The sequence below is a fragment of the Blautia sp. CGZ-1-C1 genome (assembly GCF_056504575.1).
Window position 1 is genome coordinate 20,065 of the sequence record NZ_JBWLUT010000130.1, and the last position, 22,264, is coordinate 42,328.

The window sequence follows — 22,264 nt, forward strand, 5'->3', positions numbered from 1 at the left end:
CTATAAAGAAATTTGTCCGGCAGAACTATCTCTGCCAGACTATACAGTTTACGTATTCTATCCTTATAAATAATTGCATCTGTTCAGCATTCTCACGGTTAACTAAACAACTGCTAAAATCTTATTTCGCATAGATTCTCTTATCTTTGATTTCTACTTTGCCTTCTTTCATCAGATGACCGATTGCACGTTTGAACGCACCTTTGCTCAGTCCAAATTCCCTCTGAATGACCTCCGGTGATGCCTTGTCATCAAAAGGAAGAACTCCCGCAAATTCATTGATTACTTCAAGTACATTTTCTGCATCTTCATTGATCTGCAGATATGCTTTCTGACGGTCTGTGACGTTCATTTTCCCATCTTCTTTTACTTCGCTGACACGCAGTTCAAGAATCTTACCCGGACGGTATTTTCCTTTCGCCTCTCTTGCCGGGATCAGCGCGGAATATTTATCATCGACTGCTACAAACACACCGAATCTGTCGCTGATCTCATACACACGGCCTTTAACCATATCTCCGACTACGTAAGGAGTTCTGGTAGAAAGATAATGATACACTTTCATCGTTGCACAGAGACGGCTGCTCTTATCAATATAGAGAGCTACCAGTACATCTTCGCCTTCTCTTACCTTCAAAGTCTGCTCATGATATGGAAGCAGAAGGTCTTTCTCCAGCCCCCAGTCAAGAAATGCGCCGATTCTCGTTACCTGAGATACCTTTAGAACTGCGGTCTGTCCTACCTGAAGTTTCGGTTCTTTGGTTGTTGCAATCAGACGGTCCTGAGAATCCTTATAGATAAACACTTCAATACTATCTCCCTCTTTTGTTCCCTCCGGAACCTGTTTAGATGGAAGAAGTACTCTGTTCTTTGCATCTGCGTGCATATCTTCCGCCAGATACACACCAAAATCTACGGATTTCACTACTGTTAATTTCTGTTTTTTTCCTAACTCTATCATATAATCTCCATTTCGTTTTTGCTTGCTTTTTTGTTTTTCTGATATCTCATGCCAGTATTTTTTGTCCTTCTATCATGCTTTAGAAGCAGGTCAATTATTTCCTGACCTGCTATAATTATATCCTCTGACATTATAGCAGTTCCATAAAATACTGGAATTGCTATAGCTTTGCATTTCAGTATAACACAAATAATAAAGGCGGCACAATGCGCTGTCACAAAAAAACTTCTGAAAAGAATTGTATGTTACCGTGCACGGAGTGAACAGTAACTTTTATACTCTTTTCAGAAGTTTTTATGATAGTTTATCTTATATAAATATTTTCTTATTTGTTACCCTGTCCATAGTACGCATTTGCACCATGTTTTCTGAAGTAATGTTTATCCTGCAGATCCTGTGGAGCAGGTTTTACCTGTGGGTTGATCATCTCGCAGCGTGCCGCCATCTTGGCAACTTCTTCAAGAACAACTGCGTTATGTACTGCTTCGTGAGCATCTTTGCCCCATGCAAATGGTCCATGGTTTTTGCAAAGTACAGCTGGTACTGCTTCGTAATCTTTGTCTTTGAACATATCAACGATCAGAAGTCCTGTGTTCTTCTCGTATTCATCAAATTCTTTGCCTTCCAAACAACGTGCACATGGGATTTCTCCGTACATATAATCTGCATGAGTTGTTCCATAGCAAGGAATTCCTCTTCCTGCCTGTGCCCAGCTTGTTGCCCATGAAGAATGTGTATGAACAACGCCTCCGATATTCGGGAATGCTTTGTACAGTTCTACATGAGTTGCTGTATCAGAAGATGGATTATATTTTCCCTCAACTTTATTTCCGTTCAGGTCAACAACAACCATATCGTCCGGCGTCAGTAAATCATAATCTACTCCACTTGGTTTGATAACAAAAAGTCCTGATTCTCTGTCAATTCCGCTGACATTACCCCATGTAAATGTAACAAGTCCGTATTTCGGAAGATCCATGTTTGCTTTGTAAACTTCCTCTTTTAATTTTTCCAGCATAATTCGTACCTCTCCTTTTGCTTTTCAGATATTAATTGCAGTATCTTTCAGATATTCCGGTTTTGCATATCCCATCCGGAAAATCCCTTATTAATATCTGTATTATAACACTTGTACGGTACATGTACCAACTTGTATGTTGATTATTTTTCATACAGGAATTCTTCCGGCAGGCTTACTTTGAAGTCTTTTGCAAGTGCACGGAAGTTATCCGGTGTGATTGTCTGAAGTTTGTTTGGTGTCATAGACAGGATCTTTACAAGAATCTCTGCGGATTTCTCTACTGTGTGAAGCAGACCAAATGTAAGGTCAAAGTCTTCACCGGAGCAGAACATACCATGATGTGCCCAGATGACAACATCATATTTCTTCATCAGTTCTGCTGTCTTTACAGCGATTTCTCTTCCGCCTGGTACCATCCAGCCGACAACTCCAACTCCATCCGGGAAAACAACCGGGCATTCTGTAGCAGATTCCCATAATTCTCTGGTAAAGATCTTGTCATCCAGCGGAAGAACAAATGTCAGTGCAATCGTATTTGTTGTGTGTGCATGATAAATAACACGATGTTTTCCATTTGTCAGTTTCTTCTTTACTTCATGGTTCATCAAATGAGTCGGAAGTTCGCTGGTAGGTCTGCCACCTTCGACGAGTCCCCAGCGGATTCTGTAGTTCGTTCCTGTCTCATCCAGTTCAATGATTGCCAGACATACCTCAGGATCCACGATAATGTTTCTGAAATATTTACCGCTTCCTGTCACAAGGAAAAACTCTTCGGCCAGTCCCGGAACCTCTACTCCGATCGGTGTCCATTCTCCAGGTACATTCAGACGAGGTTTGATCATCTCAACTTCTTCCGGTTTCAGACGATAGCTTAAGTTTCCACCATTTCTCTCATGCCAGCCCTGCTGATAACCGTCATTGGCCATTTTAATAAAGCCCTGTACAAATTTAGATTCCAGAATTTTCATAATATAGATCCTCCATTTTTGTGGTTTTATGTTGTTTATTTTTAACAATTCGTTGTTTCTTGTTGTTTACCGCTTTAGTATATATTGTTTTGTGTGGTTTGTAAACAATTTATTCAAAAAAACTCTCACGAAACCACATGTGGATTCTGGAATATATTTGTCAGTTGTGTATGAAACTTTTTTCCTTATTTTTAGTTATGTGTTGTAATGTCTCACAATTTTTTTACATTTCTGTATATCTATCATCTATATCCCTATCCCTATAAGGACTTTTACAGATAACAGTAACTTCTCAGATCTGTCATCATCAATAAATCAGTGAATAATTACAGACATTTTTCGCTTAAATATCTCCCTCTTTTTTCAGGAATTCTACTATCGCATAAGCTTTTCCTTCTATATTATCCAGAGATACAACCACTTTATCTGTTTCCGTTTTTACCTTCGGGCAAATTACATCTCCAAGCTTTGCCTGCATTTTATATTCTGCGCGCATCTGGTATATTTTGAAACTTTCCGGAAGGAAATCTTCTGCCATGCATACATACTGGCAATTGTTTACATGATGGTTTGTGTCCAGATGATGTTTTTGTACCGTGAAAGCTTCCTGCGCAATCATATCCTCCGGAAGTTTGATTTTTCTTGGTGCATAATCCATTTCCATCTTTTCACCAAGTACATAATTATCTGTATCTGCCGGAGTCAGTCTGGCAGGAAGTCCCGTGCTGATATCAAGATGTGTCCAGTTGGAATTTGCCCACGCAAGTTTTCTTCCCTCAGAATCCTGTATAATAAAATTACGCATACCCATAAATCCTTTAAATTCATATGGTATCGTCGTGATCTTGATTTCCTTTCCCATTTTGGCATACTCACCTACTACTACCTGCCAGGAAGAAAGCACCCACGCTCTGTTTCTCGCCTTCAGCACATCTCCTCCCAGCCCAATCGACTCCGCATGGAACGTACAACAATCCTGAAAATAATTCAAAACTCCCGGCAATGTCAGTCTGCCATCTTCACCTGTCTCACTGTATCTGACTCTGCTGTTAAAACTGTAGTTCATCCGCTTTTCCTCTCTGTATATGAATATATTTTGTAACTATTCAGCAGTCTACTATCCCGCGAGGTGTTTTGGCATGAACATGCCAAAATCCTGAGACATACAAGTCAAAATCCCATCGCCGAAGGCGATTTTTAATGGATTTTGACTCGTAACTGTGAAGGTACTGAACAGTTACTATATTTTTATCATTACTTATTATGCTATGTATCACCATATTTCGCAAGACTGAGCATTTTTCTTACCAGAATTTTAATACTAATTAAAATATTACAACATCAAAAAAAAACAAGCAGGAAGCTTTTGGGTATAACACACCTCAACAACTTCCTGCTTTCTATTACTTTCTTAACACAATACATCTTTTTTTATAGAAGGAAATTCCGTAGCAGAACACTTCATCATAATTATCCGCAAACTCTTCTGCATACATTCTATCATTTATCTGTCGGACAGCTTTCTCGCAATCTGATTCCATATGTTCCAAAGTCTTAGAGTATTTCGCCTCAAAAACAGCTACCCTGCCATTTCTTGAGTCCAATACCACAACATCACTGGTATTTTTCCAGTATCCTGTCGGCTTTGCATCTGGATTCTCCTGAAGATCCCGCAAATAGTTCATCACATCCCAGGGACAATATACATCCGTTTTTCCAAAATGATATCCATCATACCATACTTTGACCTGCTCCGTTTTTTCCGAAACATCCGCATCTATTAAAAGCTGGTCAACATCCTTCTGCGTAAAGCCAAAGTATTCATTAAACCTTGCGGCGGTAATTGTATCGGAAACAAAATTGTTTGTTCCCGTAAAGATACTTATGGCCTTACACAAAAACTATATCTCTATTTTATCAGACCATTTCCATACTTACCATACTATTTTTTCGACATATTCGCAGCAAACGTAATCATTACCTTAAACAGATCTCCATCCAGATACAACTTAAATTCTCCACCCTGCAATTCCGTCAGGCTCTTGGCGATGGAAAGACCGAGTCCGCTTCCTTCTGTATTTCTGGCAACATCTCCACGGATAAATCTCTCCGTCAGTTCATCTGCTGAGAAGTTCAGTGGCTGTGCAGAAATATTTTTCAAGGAAAAGACCACCTTCTTATTGCTGTTACTGATTTCTGCATATACTCTGGTTCCTTCCATTGCATACTTCACAACGTTGCCAAATACATTCTCCAGGACCCTCCACATTTTCTGTCCGTCTGCGTAGATCATGGACGGCTCATCTGTAAAATGCACCATCATGGTAAGATTCTTTTCCTGAAACTTTTCTTCGAATTCTCCGATAACCTGCTGCACCATTTCCACAAAATCAATGTCATTCATCTCAAATTTAATATTTCCGGTACTTGCCTTGGACGCTTCCACCACATCCTCAGTTAACACCTTCAGTCTCTGGGATTTCTCATCCAGAATACGCAAATATTCCTGTACTTGCGGGTCTGTCAGATTCTCACGCTTCAGTAAATCTACATAATTAATAATAGATGTCAACGGCGTTTTCAGATCATGGGAAACATTTGTGATCAGTTCTGTCTGCATTCGTTCTTTCTTCAGGCTGTTCTCCACCGCAGCATCCAGACCGTCACCGATATTATTGATATATTCAGCCATTGCTTTGTATTTTCCGGTAAGCTGTTCTGTTTTAATCTTATACTGCAATTCTCCGTCACTGATTTTCTTCAGTCCGTCCATAATAAGATCCAGACCATCCACTTTACGAACTGCATAAACGATTGCCGCTACATCTGCCACGATCAGCACCAACGCAAATACTCCTGACGCATTTATCATAAAAAGCATAAGCAAAAACTGTAAAAATACAAATCCGCCAATACCAAACAGAACTTTTATTTTTTCTGATGTATTTCGAGAAAAGCTGCCAATAAAATCTACGATCTTTCTATTGCATTTTCCAATCCATTTCAAAATTCTTCTAAGCAAACTGTTTTTCCAGAACGTACCTGCCTTGATTCTTCTTACCAGGCTGAGATATCCTGTCAGGAACCATGCCATTGTATAAATTCCGCATATTACCAGAAAAATTATCAGAATCTGCATATTGTTGAAAGTCCCGATCAGTGAGTTTGCAATCACTGTTACCATTCCCATAAAACCAACAAGCCATACCCCTGTCACAACTCCCGCCGCGATTTCTGTATACCATCTGTCAAAACTGTTCAGATGGATTTCTTCATCTTCCGGTTTTCTTCCTGCTGCCACTGTCAGCCAGATCATACTGATCAGCCAGATCATACAACTAAGAATAGTTCCAAGCAATACCGGCAGCATCAAATTTGCATATTTTTCAAAAGTCTCTGCATCAGACGCAATAGAATCTGCTATCGGAAATTCAGTGTCTACATTGACTGCAAAAACAAAATCTTCTGTATCAAGGCTCTGTTTAATCGTATGATTCCATACCTGCAGGCTGATATTTGGAATATCTGTAACACATTCACTTAAATCCGGGTAAACAACCGCAAATGTATGCTCCTTAAGTATCTTCTCAAGGTTCTGCTCCAGCTGTGTGTAATTACCGTATGCCTCTTTATTTGTATAGACTGTCTTTGCTTTTTTATCCGCGAAAAGATATGTGAGGTTACTACTCCCTTCTTCACATTCCCCTGTGGGCTGAAAAGAATTGTCCTGTGCAACTGTATATTCATAAGTTTTGGCATCATTTTGTACGGAACTGATACAATCCAGAAGATTAGCCAGTTCATCGTAAGCTCCCCGAGGACTTCCACTCCATTCCTCACTGGAATTTACTGCATCCAGAAGATTATCCGCTCCCTGCGGTGCAAATTTCTCTGCAAGTCCATTCACTGAAAGGAAATAAGTCTCTGAGTATTCCACCCCGGTCGTAACATCCGTGACACTTCCAATATTCTGGCTCTCATCTGAATTCCAATAAACCAGATCATATGCCACATCCACTTTCTGAGCATCTGTTTTGTCCCAGAATTCATCTGCATCTAAATCAAAGTAATCTTTATTATAATCAATTTTCAGGGTTCCCTCTGCTATCCTCTTTTTGAAATCATCAAGATAAAAGCAATGACTGGTTCCATCAGTTGTCCGGCACTGAATGATATTTCCATTATCATAATATGCCTCGCTTCCATCCCAGTCCTTCGCCCATTCCAAAATATCATTTACAGAATATGCAAGTCCAGAAACATCCTTCATTGAGAGCTCTTTAATGGCATCCCGTGAGTTTCCTTTCTCCTTAAATTCAAAAAGATCAATCACTGCTGATGAACCTGCATTTTTCAGATAATTTATATCCTCCTGTGTAGATAAACCACCGATAATATCCGTTCCTTTTTGACGCAGTTCATTGTTAAATTCCTCTGATTCAATATAATTTTTATTTCTGTCATCCAGACGGATTCCTTTCTCATAGAGTGCGACAAAAGCTACCATGCAGACTGCTGCTGCAACCGCAGCCAGATGTGCAATCACGATCCAGACTGTCTTGGCAAAATTACTTCTATATCTCTTTCCTTTCATTGTTTTGTCCCTTTCCTTTTTATTCTTATCCACTCATTTATCTTGCTGTCATGCAACGATAATGATAATTTATTCGCCCAAAATAACTGTTAACTGACTAATGTCATTTTTTACGATATCTTCTCTACTTTATATCCAAGTCCCCACACAACTTTCAGGTATCTTGGCTCTCTCGGATTGATTTCAATCTTCTCTCTGATATGCCGGATATGCACCGCTACCGTATTATCTGCCGCCACGGCTTCCTCGTTCCAGATATTTTCATAAATCTGGTTAATAGAGAAAACTCTGCCCTGATTCTTCATCAGTAAAAGCAAAATGTTGTACTCAATCGGCGTCAGTTTTACCAATTCTCCATCTACCCGGACCTCTTTCAGATCATCATTGACACTTAACCCTCCGGTTTCATAAACATGAGCGCTCTCCTGCGGCACTGCCGCTCCCAGTCTTGTATATCTTCGAAGCTGTGATTTCACTCGTGCCACCAGTTCCAGTGGATTAAACGGCTTGGTCACATAATCATCAGCACCTACATTTAATCCCAGAATCTTATCCGCATCTTCTGACTTAGCAGAAAGAATAATGATCGGAAGCGGATTCTCCTCTCTTATCTTCAAAGTAGCCCTGATTCCATCAAGTTTCGGCATCATGATATCTATAATCAGCAGATCTACTTTCTGACTTCGCAACATATTAATTGCCTCCAGACCATCATACGCCTTGAAAATCGTATATCCTTCCTGTTCCAGGTAAATGCTGATTGCCTCCACGATGTCCTTATCGTCATCGCAGACCAGAATATTCGCCACTTCATACACCTCCCTCTTTTCAAATCCCCGTCTCAATTTCCATAACTTTTAAAAGTCCTGCAATTAAATTTCCGGTTTTTAAACATCTTTTATGTTTTTCTGTTATTAGAATAATCAAAGTATCTTAATATGAAAGGGACAAATTCTTAAGATTTTCTTATGATTATTTCAGAAGTTCCTCAATATTCACATTTTCAAATGATTTTATCACCGGGAATTTTGCTTCGATTTCCGGCTCTTTTCCCTGTGTATACCAGATTCCTCTCAGTCCACATTTTGTGGAACCTTCCACATCTTTTTTCAGACTGTCACCGATAAATGCACATTCATTCGCAGAAAATCCGGTTTTTTCCACACAGATATCAAATAAATGTGGATCCGGTTTCTCAGCACCGGCTTCCTCACTGGTTACAATAAAGTCAATATAAGAATACAACCCCAAAGCACTTAATTTTTTATACTGAACATAAGCAGTCATATCCGTACCAATTCCAATACGTATTCCCCGCTTTTTCAGTTCCTGCATAAATTTCTGAACCCCTGGTGATGGCTGTGCCTGTCGGATCAGTGTATCCCAGTATGCATGGTACATATTTAAAGCATGTGGAAACAACGGCTTTTCCCATAATTCCAACATAATCTGCATTCGAAGCAGACGACTGTGAATAGCCGCCGTATCCGTCCGGATTCTGTCCAGCATAATTCTCTGCGCTTCCTTATAGCATCGTTTCATCTCTTCCCCAGATACCCCAAACGCACTCTCACAATAATCCGCCAACGCTTTCATACCGTAAATATGGTTTTTATCATAATCATACAATGTATTATCAATGTCAAAGATTACTGCTTTTATCATTTTGTATTCCTCTTTCTGTAAAGCTATGTTCTGACAGTTTTTCTGCTTATGAACATGGCTTTGTAATTTAGCTTTATGATTTGATTTACTCCTCTGATTTTATCAGCTTCCTGTCTTCATCCGGATACACTCTGCTTATTGCTCTTCGCAACCTCCGCAGGGGACTTACTTGATTCTGTTAAACACATATTTATCCAGTCTCTCAAACGCCTCTTTTACTCTGCTAAGCGGCAGTGCCAGATTCATTCTGATTGAGCATGGGTGCAAAAACATTCTTCCATCCTGCCATGCAACACCGACATCCCATCCTGCTTTCTGCACTTCATCAATACTCTTTCCATGTTCTTCGCACCATTTCGTACAATCCAGAAACAGCATGTAAGTTCCCTGTGGGCGGCTGACCTCCACTCCCTCAAAGTGTTCCTTAATATAATTGCAGGCAAAGTCTACGTTTCCGGTCAGCACCTGACGCAGTTCATCTACCCACTCATATCCTTCCGGCTTATATGCTCCGATCAGCGCGTGCATAGACAGAACATTCATCTCATTATAATGTGGTTTACTGCTCTTTGCCACAACTCTGTCTCGCAGATATTTATTATAAATAATATGATAGCTTCCTACCAGTCCTGCCAGATTAAAAGTCTTACTTGGCGCATACACCGCAATTGTTCTGTTTCGTGCATCCTCACTTACAGACTGAGTCGGAACATGTTTATAGCCCTCCAGAATCAAGTCAGACCAGATTTCATCAGAAATTACAACGCAGTCATTTGCTTTATAAACCTCCATTGCTTTCTCAATTTCACACTTCTCCCATACTCGTCCACATGGATTATGAGGGCTACAAAAAACTGCCACATGAATGTTATTTGCTTTAATTTTCGCATCCATATCCTCAAAATCCATACGCCAGATTCCGTTCTCATCTTTCTTTAACGGACTGTGAACCATTTTAAATCCATTATTTCCAATACTTCCGGTAAAGCCTATATATGTCGGACTGTGAAGCAATACCGCATCTCCCGGCGCTGCAAAAGCAGTCAGTGCGGAAACCACACATCCGAGCACACCATTTTCATAACCAATATGGTCTTTCTCCAGTCCTGTCACACCATTTCGCTTCGTCTGCCAGTCAATAATAGACTGGAAATATTCCTCTCTCGGTGAAAAATATCCATATGCCGGATGTTTTGCACGCTCAATGATTGCCTCCGGAATTGTCGGTACCGTTGGAAAATTCATATCCGCCACCCACATTGGAATGATGTCAAATCCCTCTTTTGGCTTCGCGGGACTCATTGCGCTTGTTCCTAATCCATCTACTGCAATCGCATCCATATTGTGTCTGTCTATGATTGATGTAAAATCGTATTTCATATTAACATTTTCCTCCACTTCGTATTTACTCTGGATAATTTTCCCTCCACCGCAGGGCAATTCTGCCCGGAGAATTTTATTATACCATTCCCTTCATCTCAATTCCACAAAACCATTGTAACAGCTACTTGTTTTTTATTAATTTTGCACAATTTTATTTATTTTTTCGCTGTACAATGGTACAATATGAAAAGATTAAAAATGAATGGGAGGTATTTTTATGAATCAGGAAAACATGACAAAAATTTATGCCCGCAGTGACAGTCGTATTCAGCTCAAAGTAATTCCAGGACATTTTGTAACATCCCAGTCCCATATCACGCACTATCTTGACCTTACAACCATGAAGTCAAGAACTGCAGAAGCACAAAATATCGCACATGAACTGGCTTCCAATTATGAAGTTTCTACCCCGATTGACACCATCATCTGTATGGATGGATTGGAAGTAATTGGCGCGTATCTTTCAGAAGAACTGACGAAAGCCGGCATCTTCTCTCTGAATGCTCACCAGACAATTTATGTAATCACACCTGAATTAGGAAATTCCGGACAGGTTATTTTCCGCGATAATTATCAGCCAATGATCAAAGGTAAAAATATCCTGATTCTGAATGGTTCTATTACTACCGGTTCCACTTTATCAAAATCAATTGAAAGCATCCTGTATTATGGCGGTATCATAAGAGGCGTTGCTGCCATTTTCAGCAGAGTTGACAGTGTCGCTTCTCTCCCTGTACACTCCATTTTCAATGCCAAGGATGTACCAGATTATCATTCCTATCCTTCCAACAACTGCCCAATGTGCCAGAAGAAGCAAAAAATTGACGCTATTGTCAGCAGTTACGGATATTCTGCATTGTAAGGTTTTCTTACAATATTCTAAGTACTTTAGGATTTAGACAGACACACAAGCTAAAGAGGCTATACACTTATCAAAAAGGCTACAGTTTTAACGAATATAACTTCGTAAATCTGCAGCCTTTTTTCAATATCATATATTACTATATTTAATCAACTTATCGTTTTAAGAAATATTCCTATTCCTGACCAACGTCTTCTTATTCCTGTATTTTTTCTACATAACATCCGCCAAGTACAACAGCAAGTGTAGTTCCACCACTGATGTTATCAAAACTTGTAGTTCCCAGAGGTATTCCGTAAATCTTTACAGTATCATCATCCAGCACATTCGGTAATTCTCCAAAATAATATACCATATAATTCTCGCCCTCATCATCATATGCCTGTAATATTGTAAGTGTCTCATCTCCTGCATCTTGTTCACTTATCTGCAATACTCCGGCATAATCAATTACCATAACCTGATCTCCATACTTATCCGGGCTTTTTGAAATGTTTTTGTAACCGATCTCACTGTTTATATACGGAGTCAATGTATCTACTCCTGAAGCAGGGAACAAATCTTCATGCTCATTGATAAAATCAATTGATTTCTGACTCATATTGTAACCCCTGTCACCTTCAGATTCCTGTCCAAGCAGCTGATACAATCTCACCTTTGATGATTCCGTATCACTTTCCACACTCGCTGCATCTGAGGTATTCTGTGTCACATTCGTACTCGTTACACTTCCGGAGCCACTGTCATCACTCTCTCCTGCAACAATTCCAATTGCTGCCATAATTACCAACGCAATAATAACTTTCGATAAGACTTTCTTCTTTTTCTTCTTCGGCTTCTCTAATGGTTCTCCGCAATTCGGACAAAACTTTCCGTCAAATTCGGTTCCGCACTTTTTACATTTCATAGCTTTTTCCTGCCTTCCCTTACGTCTCTCATAACAGTTCTATTCTTACTGTCAACAGACTTTCTGAATCGTTCTTTCAGCTCTTTTGTATTTACAGCAAGCCCAATGCTTTTCCAGCGAGTGCTACAATAATAGCTCCCGCCATAATACACCAGAACCACTCCGTAAAAACACTCTGAAAACCAAAATGAATCACAGTAACACAGCTGGCATAAATCTTATGAACGATCACGCCCATTACCAATATCAAAATACATAAAACTATCGACATTTTTTTCCTCCCAACGTTTCTTTTTCATATAATTATACCCCTGCCTGTTCTATGTTTTATTCACTGCCAGTGTATGTTTTCCCCATATTTCTACATTTACTTTGCGCTCCTGCCAACTTGGTACTATACTGATTATTATTCGCAGACGATATTTTTACGAAGCACTTTGCGAAACACACTAATATCACAACTAAACGGGGAACTTATCCCGTTTTTACACTATAAATCCGAGGTGAATAACAATCATGACAGAAAAATCAGGAAATGAAAAATTAAGCACTGACATCCTTTTTCAGGAAATAGAAAAAAGAGGAACTGTAAACCGGGAAAACATTCATTTTGTTGAACAGGAGGAAATCCTGTTGGAACTCTACAACCGTATTGCTGCGATTCCTGCCAGCATCAATAAATTTGCAGGCATGTGCAACATCTACCCTTCCCATCTTCATGATTTCTTAAAGGGAAATAAGAATCTCAGCCGCGACAAACTTATCATTGTCTGTATTATGCTGAAATTAAGCCTTCAGGAATCCAGAAATATTCTTAAACGCCTGATCCAGGCAGATTTTTATCCGAAAAACGAGCGGGACTTCGAAATCATGTGTGGAATACGCCAGAGAAAAAGTCTTTACGACATCAATGAGATTCTACTCGCCAAAGACTTAACTCCCCTTAATTAACATGCCATTTTCTTTGCAAAATTCCAGAGCATGCCATATACTATACTTAAAAGTCAGACGGACGAAAAACATCTGCCTGGCGATTTGATCAAACACTTTGGAGGATAACTTTTCTTATCATGGCACTCTCACAAACTATGCAAAAAACATTGCAGGAATATATTGATCTTGATTTTCTGGATGAACTTTCTGCACCAAAGCAGAAGAAAGATGGAAATTTTTACAGCATCTACACTGCCGAACTTCAACCTGAATACGCGTCACTTGCAGCCGACAGAACATCCATAATCCTTAAGGAAATTTCTCCGGAGCAGGCAGCAATATATGAAAAATTAAGTACCGTATGGAATCCATATACAGAAGCAGTTTTCGGAGTCGTATCCGCCGACAATCAATTTATCTCCATTAATGAATTTATCCGCAAACCTGTATGCCTAAAATATTCCTCAAGGAGGCTTGCCGAAAAGAGAAGTCTGTCCCTGGAAGATTACATAAATGAATATGGCTGTTTATCTGAAACAGAAGCTCTTATTTTCCTTATTCAGCTCTGCATTGGACTGGAAAGTATTGCTTCTCTTTCTTTTGTGCATGGCGATGTTGCACCTCAGAATATTCTGCTCACCGACCGCCTCTCTATGCTTACCGATCCATACAGACATATCTGCGGACTTCATCAGAAAATCTGCTGCAAGATGATAGATTTCGACATCACAAGCCGTTTTAAAAATGAAAATCATATGGTCACAGTAATTGCCGGAACCAACCCTTACGCAGCACCGGAGATCCTGGATTTCAAAAATCCAACCGACAGAGTAGACATTTATTCCCTTGGATGTGTCCTCGCATTTATGATCGCGGGAAAATCCCCAAAACAGATTTCTCCCGAAGCTCTCCGCAGAAAATGCAGCAAAAAAATCCGCAGGATTATTTTTAAATGTACTGCCGATTACTCTAAAGAGATACAAAAAACTCTCTGCCTTGAGGCGTGATCTGGAAAAACTACTTGCATCAACCGCACCACCGAAGAATTTACCCCTCAGCCATATCCCGGGACTTCGTACTGCAACGCCACTGAAGGCTACAATTATTTCGGCTCTTTGCGGGTTTTTAATATTACTTCTTGCTTCATTATTCCATTAATTTTTCCAGTATTATCTTTAACACTGAACAATTATATTACCTTTAATTATTATCCTGACAATGAGGAAATCATATGAACGAAAAACTACTGAAAATCGCGCATAAGCAGCAGAATCTCGAATATCTGAAAAAACAAAATATTACCTCGCCGCATCAACTTCAGGAATTACGAAACCAGATTCCCGGTGAATATACCTCGCAGATTCTGGAACAGTGCAGTCGCATGAATCACCATACCTACACATACAGGTTTTCATTTATATTGTCCAATATACTTGCCTGTATCATACTTTTGATCACCGTAGTTCTTCTGCTTAGCTCATTGCATTCCACACCCGAGCCTAACTTTGAAACACCTTGCACTCAGGCTCAGGAAGCTATTGACAACGGAGATTTGCAAAAAGCACGAGACATCCTGGAAAGCACCAATACACCATCGGATACTTTTGCAGGTGCTCTGACCTATTCTTCCCTTTATGAGGCGGAGGGAAATTACGATGAGGCCGCCGATGTGATAATCACATTTATTACTGATGTCATGGGAACGCAAAGTATTCTGGACGCTTCTCCTCTTTATACACGTATGGTTGAAATAGGAAATATGGAGCTTTCTTCTGCTGAAAAGGATAAATACGAAACCTGCATGAATGCCTGCCAGCAATCTGCTGCAAAGTTTTCTTCTATTTCTGCTTTAATAAAAGAAGAGAATTACGAAGACGCTCTGAAACTATGCGATGAACAGAAGGCTAACGGAAGTTCCGAGTACGTACTCTTCCAGTTTTACTGCCTCTGTTATACCCGTCTGGAAGACTATGAAACTTTCGCACTTAAGCTAATAGACCTTGCAGAAAAAATAAAAGAAGTGGGAGACTTTACCTATCAGTATCCGGATCACTACGATATCCAATATTATCTAAAAGAGGTATATCCTCATGTCTCTTCTGAAACACAGAAAAAAATAGATAGCCTTGAATTATAGCACACTTGATAGATTCCTCCGGTACAACATATTTAAGATTCAATCGGATATTCGCAATCCGCTTTCGCTACGTGGCTCTACACCGAATAACTGCTCCGCAGTTTATCAGGAGGGGCTTGTCCCCCTCCTGTTTTCTATAATTTTTTAATACTTACTATTAGGATGATTTACTCTTAAAAAAGGATTCAACTAATTATCTTCTGATATTTATTTAAGATCTATATATGTTGGTTCATCAGCACCACCAATAATTTTATCAGCAATATCCAAATCTTCATCTATTTGGATTCGAAACTTCTCCCCAACTGGTTCCCATCCATAATTATTTTCTTTTGAATATATCTCGTCAGAATCAGTTTTTTCCTGTACATAATATTCATCATCCAATTGTTCTGCTGATTGTAAATCCCACCGGATTTTTCTCTGATACAATTGTAAATCGAGATATTGACAGTTTTTGTCTGGCAGCGACATCTGGAAGTTATCCGCATCAACTACATCGCCTTCTTCATAATCACCAAAAACACTGGTTTCGAACCTCAATTCATTTTCCGGTCCAAATCCTGCACCTTCAAAACTCACTGGATTGCCAAAACTGTCTGTGCCTTTCAGTTTCAATTCATATTCATTAAGCCATTTATCATCCGGAGTCACCCCAAGTGCCGTAATCCTGGAATGTAAATCGTTCATCGCAAGTTCCTTTAAAATCAGATTACATCCGTCTCCACCTGAAATTTCCATATTCATTTTCTTTCGTATCGTCTGCTCTTTTAATTGCTCTGCTGTAATAGTAAAGTCATAAACAAACTCCGTAATATTCTCAGAACGATTTTTCTCAGAAATTGGCGCGCTACTTCCCACATCCAAAACAAGATGTATCTCTGTTTCTCCAGCTGGCAGTTCCACACCATCATACTCCTGCATCAGAACCATTTCTGTATCCATCTCATATTTTGTATAAGAGTCCAAATCCATTAGCCCTGTCGTGCTGCTAAAACTCTGATATCGCTTACCATTAATCAATGTTTTTTCATCATCAATCCATAAATATAGAGAGTCTTCCTTTTTTTCTTCATAGTCCGGTTTTACTGATACGATCAAACTATAATTATCCAAAATTACCTCGTTGATTGTTAATGATATCCCATTCTTTGTCTGTACCTGATTTATCACTTCTGTATAGGCAGACAAATCTTTGGAAAATCCCATCAGCTCTCCTATTTTTGTAGTAAATTCTTTAACTGCCGCCTGAACATGCGAATTACCAGCCACTGTGATAAAAGCCAAAAGGATTGCCGCTGCCTGACCAATTTTTCGCCTGTACAGCCTGAAAACATCGCCTCTCTTTATTGTCCATGGTTTTCCTGCTTCTGCTATCAGTTCTTCGTCAATCTTTCCAAACTCTTGTGAAAAGTCTAAGTATTTTTTCATATCAACACCTCACGTTTCAAAATACGATATAGTTTTTTTCGATTACGGCATAAATTTGTTTTGATACACCCTTGGGATACGCCATGTCTTTTCGCAATATCCTTTATGGAATCCAGATACCAATAACGCCTGATAAAAATATCCCTGTCTGAATCTGACAGTTTTCTCAGAAAATTTTCTATGATTTTTATCAGTTCTTTTTCCGCGATTTTTTCATCCACTACATAAGAAAAGCTTAATTCATCCATTTCACCACAAACATCAACAACATGCCCATCCATGCGCTTCGCAGCCTGCTTTTTACGAAAACAATCAATTGCAAATCCTCGTGCAATTTTTCCAACATATGCAGATAATACAGATGGCCTCCTGGGTGGTATATATTCCCATGCAGCAAGCCATGTATCATTTAAACATTCTTCCACATCCTCATGATTATTCAAAAGATTCCATACAATTTTATAACAATAACCCGAATACTTATTGCTTAACTCCTGAATTGCCGTTTCATCTCTGTTAAAAAACAACTCGATAATTTTTATATCCTCCACCGCATTTCTCCTTTTATTGTTTCAATAAGATATGATTATTCCTGCAGGATATCATCTTCTTATCATATAAGTCGAAAAAATTATACATAGGTTACAAAATTTTTCAATAAAAAAGGAAAAAGGCCCACACAAAACACTCATATACTTCAAGCCATAAAAAAAAGACACCTCATACCGAGATGTCTCATTTAGCAGGGCTACAAGGATTCGAACCTTGAACTGACGGAGTCAGAGTCCGTTGCCTTACCGTTTGGCGATAGCCCTTTATTTTGTTTTCGCTACTTCGTTCGCGACAATTGGTATTATATAATAGTCTTCCAGAAAATGCAACCCCTTTTTTGAATTTTTTTTAATTTTTTTTATTTTTCTTCAAAAACGTGAAAATAGCGCCTTTTTCAGGGACTTTTTTATGTACTCAGCGTGAAATTATGATATAATCAATAACAACTCATTACTGTTTATATCCATTTCTTTCACATTTAACTGATAAAATAGCAGCTTATAAACAGTAATTCATTTTTTCCGCTGTCAAAAGAAACAGCAGGAAATACTTTTAACAGGAAATTTTAATAATAATTTTCTCCAGATAATGAGATATTATTAACCAAAAAGGAGATTTATCATGAGAGCTAATAATCTTACTCTGCTCACAGACCTCTATGAGTTAACTATGATGCAGGGCTATTTTAAGAACCCGACGAACCAGACTGTTATTTTTGATATGTTCTACCGTACCAATCCGTGCGGCGGTGCCTTTGCGATCACAGCAGGTCTGGAACAGATGATTGAATATATTGAGAATCTTCACTTCACAACCGAAGATATTGAATATCTGAGAGGTCTGGATATTTTTGAAGAGGACTTCCTTGAATACTTAAGCAACTTCCAGTTCACCGGTGATATCTATGCAATCCCGGAAGGAACTGTTGTATTCCCAAGAGAGCCGCTTGTAAAAGTTGTTGCACCTATCATGGAAGCCCAGCTTGTAGAAACAGCAATCCTCAACATCATTAACCACCAGAGCCTTATCGCTACCAAAGCAGCTCGTGTATGCTACGCAGCAAAAGGTGACGCGATCATGGAATTCGGTCTTCGCCGCGCCCAGGGACCTGATGCCGGTATTTTCGGTGCCCGCGCTGCAGTGATTGGCGGATGTGCCGGTACTTCCTGTGTACTCACCGGTAAAATGTTCGATGTGCCGGTACTTGGAACTCATGCACACAGCTGGATCATGAGCTTCCCGGATGAGTATACCGCATTCAAAACCTATGCAAAACTTTATCCGAATGCCTGCACTTTACTGGTTGATACCTACGATGTTCTGAAATCCGGTGTTCCGAATGCCATCCGCGTATTCGAAGAAATGCGCGAAGAAGGTATCCCGCTTACACAATACGGCATCCGTATCGACAGTGGTGACCTTGCTTATCTTTCCAAGGAAGCATACAAGATGCTTGCTGCTGCCGGATTTGATGATGCGATCATTTCCGCTTCCAGTGACCTGGACGAATACCTCATCGACAGCCTGAAAGCTCAGGATGCCAAAATTAATTCCTGGGGTGTTGGTACAAGACTGATCACCTCCAACGATAATCCTGCTTTCGGCGGTGTCTACAAACTCGCTGCTGTTAAAGATGCTGACAGCACAGAATTTACGCCTAAGATCAAGCTTTCTGAGAATACAGAGAAAGTTACCAATCCTGGAAATAAGACTGTATATCGTCTCTACAGCAAGACAACAGGCAAGATCAAAGCTGACCTTATCTGCCTTGCTGATGAGAAATTAAATGAAGAAGAAAACATGGTTCTCTTTGATCCAATCGACACATGGAAAAAGACCAAAGTCCTCGGTGGAACATATGAAATCCGCGAGCTTCTCGTTCCGGTTATCAAAGCTGGAAAACGTGTTTACGAATCTCCATCCGTTATGGAACTTCGTGACTACTGCCAGAAAGAGCAGGGCACTCTCTGGGATGAATCCAGACGTTTCGTAAATCCACAGAAAGTTTATGTAGACCTTTCCCAGAAACTATGGGATCTGAAAAAAGATCTTCTTGAAGAAATGAGTGAAAAGTCTCTTGACTGATCACTATAACTATTAGCTATTTATAATCGAAATTGAAAATATAATAGCACTTCCCTGCTTCATGTCAGGTAGATATTTTTAATTAAAACAGAATTCTTACTTGATTCGTTTAATTTAATCCACATAAAAGTCCCCCTTCCCTCATAAACATAAAAGGGAAAGGGGGCTTTTCTTATGAATCTGTATACCCGTCTGATCAACAAAGACCATCCTCTGCCACCAGACTATGTTCCTGAAAATCTGACCGACATCGGAATTCCATTTGACGCACCCTGCGGTGATCCGAAACGTCTGCTGGAAATCCGCACCGCACATGCAGCCCTTATGCTGATACAGGCAGCACAAAGAGAATCTCTGATTCTTACCGGAATCTCCGGATATCGCTCCTACAAGCGCCAGCAACAGCTATGTATCGGACACTCAAATCCTGCCAGCTCCACTCCATACCAACAGATATCTCCTGCTCCTGTTAATCCTTATGTTGCATTACCCGGCACCAGTGAGCATCAGAGCGGACTTGCACTGGATGTTTCCTGTCCTGCTGTTAATCATGAATTAATTACAGAATTTGCCGAAACTCCTGAAGGTAAATGGCTTGTCAGAAATGCATCTCTATACGGTTTTATTATTCGCTACCCTGCAAATAAAGAATCCGTCACCGGCATTCCCTGGGAGCCATGGCATATCCGATATGTAACCCGTCCACTTGCCAGTTGTCTTGCACTGACAGGACTCACTCTTGAAGAATACTACACTACCTTCGGGGCACCTCTACAAAATCCTGAAACAACAGTCCCATAATTTGTACTTTTCTATTTTTTCAATGCTACTACCTATAATATTTATCTGTTTAGCTTCATCAGACATTTCTATAATAAGATTGTAACAGCTTCGTACTCTCACAGATTACGAATTAAAATGCATCACAATATCACAGATTTCGCTTTTCGTACCAACACGCATGTTTGGTCCGAAAAGCCCCACACCGGATGTCACAATATTGTGCATGTTATCCTTTTTCAGATACCCGCACGCATTCTCCCATAAGAATTTAATCGTGATATTTCCCGGAAATAACTGTCCATCATGAGTATGACCACACAAATCCGCATCCACACCGGCATCAGCCAGTTCCTGAAGTTCTCTCGGCTCATGGTCAATCACCAGCACTGGCAATGATAAATCCATATTATCAGTAATTTCCTGCGCAGTCTTTCGCTCCTCAATTCCCCGGCCTGGTCTTTCATAATCCGGTCGTCCATACAGATAAAACGCATTATCAATTAATACATACTCATCTCTAAGCAACGTAAATCCGGCTTTCTCCAGAAACTCATCCATCTCCACACTACTCTGCTTCTTTGCCCTGCCACCAAAAGTAAATCCGGCAAGAATCTTTTCCTGAATGTCATGATTTCCATAACAGGCATACACACCATACTTTGAATGGATTCCCCTCAAAATTTCTGCCAGCCTGTCCGGATTATCCAATGCCTCATATTCATTGTCAAAAATATCTCCTGCAACTACAACCAGATCTGGATTCTGAGCATTAATTTTCTCTGCCATCTGCTCCATCTGACGACATCCAATATTATATCCCAGATGAAGATCCGCAATCAGTACCACATTTAGCGACTTTAATTTCCCCGCTTTCTTGTCAATGGAAATCTCGTACTTCGTGGTCTGTATATTTCCGGCATTGATTACTCCATAAATGCTTATTACTGAAATAATCACCGCACATACCGTACCAATGACCGCAGTTCCCACATTGCTGAAAAGAATCTCTCTTCCCGGAAAATTGATATTCTTCAGTGGATATTTAATGATCAATCTCACGCCATCAGCGATTCCCAATGTCATAATTGCATACACCAGAACACCAAGCCAATAATTACTCAGAAGTTTCATAAATCTCCGAAAACCAGAATCCGGCGCCATAAATGCAATCAGAATGCTGAACACAACAAAAAGATAAACAAGACCGATTCCTCTGCACACCCACACATTCTGAAAAACAGCATGCAATACCTGAATCCAATGTATACTTCTAAACAGAATATAAGCACACACCAACAAATACAGCGGTGCTAAATAAATTGCTATCATGTATAGCTCCTCCTTTTCATCGTTTTTTATTATACAAAAAAGAATCCTCAGTTGCCACTACTGGTTTCTGAAGATTCTCTTAATTTATTATAAATTATTATTGCTCCATCTGCCTTCCAAGAAAACCGGTTGCCGTCTTTATCAGCATCTTCTCCGACTCTCCCATCACATCTCTCTCATTCTTTCCAAGCAGAAGCACTGAACCCACTGCATCTCCTGCACTGATAATTGGCTGCATAATCTGTGAATATAATGGTTCTCTCTGTTCCTGTGTAACCGGAATTCGGCTTCTGTCATTCCCATTTGCAAACACCGAGCCTCTCTCAGAAATCGTTTCCTCAAGAGCCTTACTGATTGGCTTTCCCACATATTCTCTACTTCCCTGTCCTGCTGCCGCAACTACCTGGTCATGGTCAGTAATACACGCCACCATCCCACTGGACTGAGCCAAGGCCTCTGCATATTCTTTTGCAAAAATATTTAACTCTCCGATCGGTGAATATTTTTTAAGAATAATTTCTCCCTCCCGATCCGTAAAAATCTCCAAAGGTGTTCCTTCTTTTATCCGCAAAGTTCTTCTGATTTCCTTAGGAATTACAACTCTGCCAAGGTCATCAATACGCCGAACGATTCCTGTAGCTTTCATGCACTTT

22 protein-coding genes and 1 tRNA gene are annotated in these 22,264 nt (G+C 39.8%); 6 read left to right on the forward strand and 17 right to left on the reverse strand.

The features are described 5' to 3' along the window. Positions 1-121 precede the first annotated feature (121 nt). The 10 genes from AC058W_RS12270 to AC058W_RS12315 form a co-directional block, all read right to left on the reverse strand. Complete coding sequence (locus AC058W_RS12270; protein ID WP_117676866.1) at positions 122-961, reverse strand: CvfB family protein; 840 nt, start codon at positions 959-961, stop codon at positions 122-124. Beyond that, entirely contained in the window at positions 958-1,179 is a 222-nt protein-coding gene (locus AC058W_RS12275; RefSeq protein WP_117676865.1) for a hypothetical protein, read from the reverse strand. The genes AC058W_RS12270 and AC058W_RS12275 overlap by 4 nt, the downstream gene beginning before the upstream one ends. Positions 1,180-1,286: 107 nt before the next feature. Beyond that, positions 1,287-1,979, reverse strand: coding sequence for an L-ribulose-5-phosphate 4-epimerase (locus tag AC058W_RS12280; protein ID WP_117676864.1), 693 nt, complete (start codon positions 1,977-1,979; stop codon positions 1,287-1,289). A gap of 143 nt (positions 1,980-2,122) precedes the next feature. Beyond that, on the reverse strand, positions 2,123-2,950 hold the full coding sequence (gene rhaD / locus AC058W_RS12285; RefSeq protein WP_479390123.1) for a rhamnulose-1-phosphate aldolase: 828 nt from the start codon (positions 2,948-2,950) through the stop codon (positions 2,123-2,125). Between the two features lie 343 nt (positions 2,951-3,293). Then, positions 3,294-4,016 (reverse strand): acyl-[acyl-carrier-protein] thioesterase, encoded by a 723-nt coding sequence (locus tag AC058W_RS12290; RefSeq protein WP_117676862.1) that lies wholly within the window; start codon positions 4,014-4,016, stop codon positions 3,294-3,296. 337 nt (positions 4,017-4,353) lie between these two features. Continuing rightward, a complete protein-coding gene (locus AC058W_RS12295) occupies positions 4,354-4,848 on the reverse strand; it encodes a PD-(D/E)XK nuclease domain-containing protein (protein ID WP_117676861.1) in 495 nt (164 codons plus the stop codon). Between the two features lie 44 nt (positions 4,849-4,892). Continuing rightward, the gene (locus AC058W_RS12300; RefSeq protein ID WP_479390124.1) at positions 4,893-7,577 is read right to left on the reverse strand and encodes a sensor histidine kinase; all 2,685 of its coding nucleotides are present in this window, start codon (positions 7,575-7,577) and stop codon (positions 4,893-4,895) included. 77 nt (positions 7,578-7,654) lie between these two features. Continuing rightward, positions 7,655-8,353, reverse strand: a complete 699-nt coding sequence (locus AC058W_RS12305) for a response regulator transcription factor (protein WP_479390125.1) — start codon at positions 8,351-8,353, stop codon at positions 7,655-7,657. Positions 8,354-8,516: 163 nt separating this feature from the next. Then, a complete protein-coding gene (locus AC058W_RS12310) occupies positions 8,517-9,209 on the reverse strand; it encodes an HAD family hydrolase (protein ID WP_479390126.1) in 693 nt (230 codons plus the stop codon). A 165-nt stretch (positions 9,210-9,374) separates the two neighbouring features. Next, positions 9,375-10,589, reverse strand: a complete 1,215-nt coding sequence (locus AC058W_RS12315) for a MalY/PatB family protein (protein WP_118609968.1) — start codon at positions 10,587-10,589, stop codon at positions 9,375-9,377. A 220-nt stretch (positions 10,590-10,809) separates the two neighbouring features. Here AC058W_RS12315 and AC058W_RS12320 point away from each other — a divergent pair, with 220 nt between their 5' ends. After that, positions 10,810-11,454 carry a type I phosphoribosyltransferase gene (locus AC058W_RS12320; RefSeq protein WP_117676858.1) on the forward strand — a complete coding sequence of 215 codons (645 nt, stop codon included), beginning with the start codon at positions 10,810-10,812 and terminating at the stop codon, positions 11,452-11,454. Between the two features lie 196 nt (positions 11,455-11,650). Here the strand turns inward: AC058W_RS12320 and AC058W_RS12325 are convergent, their stop codons facing one another. Further along, a complete protein-coding gene (locus AC058W_RS12325) occupies positions 11,651-12,361 on the reverse strand; it encodes a zinc ribbon domain-containing protein (RefSeq protein WP_117676857.1) in 711 nt (236 codons plus the stop codon). A gap of 91 nt (positions 12,362-12,452) precedes the next feature. After that, positions 12,453-12,632, reverse strand: coding sequence for a hypothetical protein (locus tag AC058W_RS12330; RefSeq protein ID WP_117676856.1), 180 nt, complete (start codon positions 12,630-12,632; stop codon positions 12,453-12,455). Between the two features lie 245 nt (positions 12,633-12,877). Here AC058W_RS12330 and AC058W_RS12335 point away from each other — a divergent pair, with 245 nt between their 5' ends. The 3 genes from AC058W_RS12335 to AC058W_RS12345 all read left to right on the forward strand — a co-directional run bounded on the left by AC058W_RS12335 (position 12,878) and on the right by AC058W_RS12345 (position 15,431). Further along, positions 12,878-13,312: a hypothetical protein gene (locus AC058W_RS12335; protein ID WP_117676855.1), complete on the forward strand. Its 435-nt coding sequence runs from the start codon at positions 12,878-12,880 to the stop codon at positions 13,310-13,312. Between the two features lie 137 nt (positions 13,313-13,449). Then, positions 13,450-14,301: a protein kinase domain-containing protein gene (locus AC058W_RS12340; RefSeq protein WP_479390127.1), complete on the forward strand. Its 852-nt coding sequence runs from the start codon at positions 13,450-13,452 to the stop codon at positions 14,299-14,301. A gap of 224 nt (positions 14,302-14,525) precedes the next feature. Further along, positions 14,526-15,431 carry a hypothetical protein gene (locus AC058W_RS12345; protein ID WP_118516654.1) on the forward strand — a complete coding sequence of 302 codons (906 nt, stop codon included), beginning with the start codon at positions 14,526-14,528 and terminating at the stop codon, positions 15,429-15,431. A gap of 207 nt (positions 15,432-15,638) precedes the next feature. Here AC058W_RS12345 and AC058W_RS12350 read toward each other — a convergent pair whose 3' ends face one another. The 3 genes from AC058W_RS12350 to AC058W_RS12360 form a co-directional block, all read right to left on the reverse strand. After that, complete coding sequence (locus tag AC058W_RS12350) at positions 15,639-16,862, reverse strand: DUF4179 domain-containing protein (RefSeq protein WP_118516655.1); 1,224 nt, start codon at positions 16,860-16,862, stop codon at positions 15,639-15,641. Further along, positions 16,859-17,413, reverse strand: a complete 555-nt coding sequence (locus AC058W_RS12355; protein WP_118516656.1) for an RNA polymerase sigma factor — start codon at positions 17,411-17,413, stop codon at positions 16,859-16,861. Before AC058W_RS12355 ends, AC058W_RS12350 begins: the two co-directional genes overlap by 4 nt. Before the next feature lie 192 nt (positions 17,414-17,605). Beyond that, positions 17,606-17,677, reverse strand: a tRNA-Gln gene (locus AC058W_RS12360). Between the two features lie 358 nt (positions 17,678-18,035). On the opposite strand from AC058W_RS12360, the gene AC058W_RS12365 reads away from it, so the two are divergent. Together AC058W_RS12365 and AC058W_RS12370 are read left to right on the forward strand one after the other, a co-directional pair. Then, the gene (locus tag AC058W_RS12365) at positions 18,036-19,499 is read left to right on the forward strand and encodes a nicotinate phosphoribosyltransferase (protein ID WP_118516657.1); all 1,464 of its coding nucleotides are present in this window, start codon (positions 18,036-18,038) and stop codon (positions 19,497-19,499) included. A gap of 174 nt (positions 19,500-19,673) precedes the next feature. Then, positions 19,674-20,300: a M15 family metallopeptidase gene (locus AC058W_RS12370; RefSeq protein ID WP_117676850.1), complete on the forward strand. Its 627-nt coding sequence runs from the start codon at positions 19,674-19,676 to the stop codon at positions 20,298-20,300. Positions 20,301-20,405: 105 nt separating this feature from the next. On the opposite strand, the gene AC058W_RS12375 is transcribed toward AC058W_RS12370, so the two are convergent. Both AC058W_RS12375 and spoVT read right to left on the reverse strand, forming a co-directional pair. Then, positions 20,406-21,611, reverse strand: coding sequence for a metallophosphoesterase (locus tag AC058W_RS12375; RefSeq protein WP_118137743.1), 1,206 nt, complete (start codon positions 21,609-21,611; stop codon positions 20,406-20,408). Between the two features lie 97 nt (positions 21,612-21,708). Further along, the gene (gene spoVT, locus AC058W_RS12380) at positions 21,709-22,257 is read right to left on the reverse strand and encodes a stage V sporulation protein T (RefSeq protein ID WP_118516658.1); all 549 of its coding nucleotides are present in this window, start codon (positions 22,255-22,257) and stop codon (positions 21,709-21,711) included. Positions 22,258-22,264 lie beyond the last annotated feature (7 nt).

What these genes read in the sequence shown, in the direction of transcription:
- AC058W_RS12320 (WP_117676858.1), top strand. Translation starts at nt 10,810, where the DNA reads ATGAATCAGGAAAACATGACAAAAATTTATGCCCGCAGTGACAGTCGT.
- AC058W_RS12280 (WP_117676864.1), bottom strand. Translation starts at nt 1,979, where the DNA reads ATGCTGGAAAAATTAAAAGAGGAAGTTTACAAAGCAAACATGGATCTT.
- AC058W_RS12325 (WP_117676857.1), bottom strand. Translation starts at nt 12,361, where the DNA reads ATGAAATGTAAAAAGTGCGGAACCGAATTTGACGGAAAGTTTTGTCCG.
- AC058W_RS12365 (WP_118516657.1), top strand. Translation starts at nt 18,036, where the DNA reads ATGAGAGCTAATAATCTTACTCTGCTCACAGACCTCTATGAGTTAACT.
- AC058W_RS12345 (WP_118516654.1), top strand. Translation starts at nt 14,526, where the DNA reads ATGAACGAAAAACTACTGAAAATCGCGCATAAGCAGCAGAATCTCGAA.
- AC058W_RS12335 (WP_117676855.1), top strand. Translation starts at nt 12,878, where the DNA reads ATGACAGAAAAATCAGGAAATGAAAAATTAAGCACTGACATCCTTTTT.
- AC058W_RS12375 (WP_118137743.1), bottom strand. Translation starts at nt 21,611, where the DNA reads ATGATAGCAATTTATTTAGCACCGCTGTATTTGTTGGTGTGTGCTTAT.
- AC058W_RS12330 (WP_117676856.1), bottom strand. Translation starts at nt 12,632, where the DNA reads ATGTCGATAGTTTTATGTATTTTGATATTGGTAATGGGCGTGATCGTT.
- AC058W_RS12310 (WP_479390126.1), bottom strand. Translation starts at nt 9,209, where the DNA reads ATGATAAAAGCAGTAATCTTTGACATTGATAATACATTGTATGATTAT.
- AC058W_RS12315 (WP_118609968.1), bottom strand. Translation starts at nt 10,589, where the DNA reads ATGAAATACGATTTTACATCAATCATAGACAGACACAATATGGATGCG.
- AC058W_RS12270 (WP_117676866.1), bottom strand. Translation starts at nt 961, where the DNA reads ATGATAGAGTTAGGAAAAAAACAGAAATTAACAGTAGTGAAATCCGTA.
- AC058W_RS12340 (WP_479390127.1), top strand. Translation starts at nt 13,450, where the DNA reads ATGCAAAAAACATTGCAGGAATATATTGATCTTGATTTTCTGGATGAA.
- AC058W_RS12370 (WP_117676850.1), top strand. Translation starts at nt 19,674, where the DNA reads ATGAATCTGTATACCCGTCTGATCAACAAAGACCATCCTCTGCCACCA.
- AC058W_RS12290 (WP_117676862.1), bottom strand. Translation starts at nt 4,016, where the DNA reads ATGAACTACAGTTTTAACAGCAGAGTCAGATACAGTGAGACAGGTGAA.
- AC058W_RS12350 (WP_118516655.1), bottom strand. Translation starts at nt 16,862, where the DNA reads ATGAAAAAATACTTAGACTTTTCACAAGAGTTTGGAAAGATTGACGAA.
- spoVT (WP_118516658.1), bottom strand. Translation starts at nt 22,257, where the DNA reads ATGAAAGCTACAGGAATCGTTCGGCGTATTGATGACCTTGGCAGAGTT.
- rhaD (WP_479390123.1), bottom strand. Translation starts at nt 2,950, where the DNA reads ATGAAAATTCTGGAATCTAAATTTGTACAGGGCTTTATTAAAATGGCC.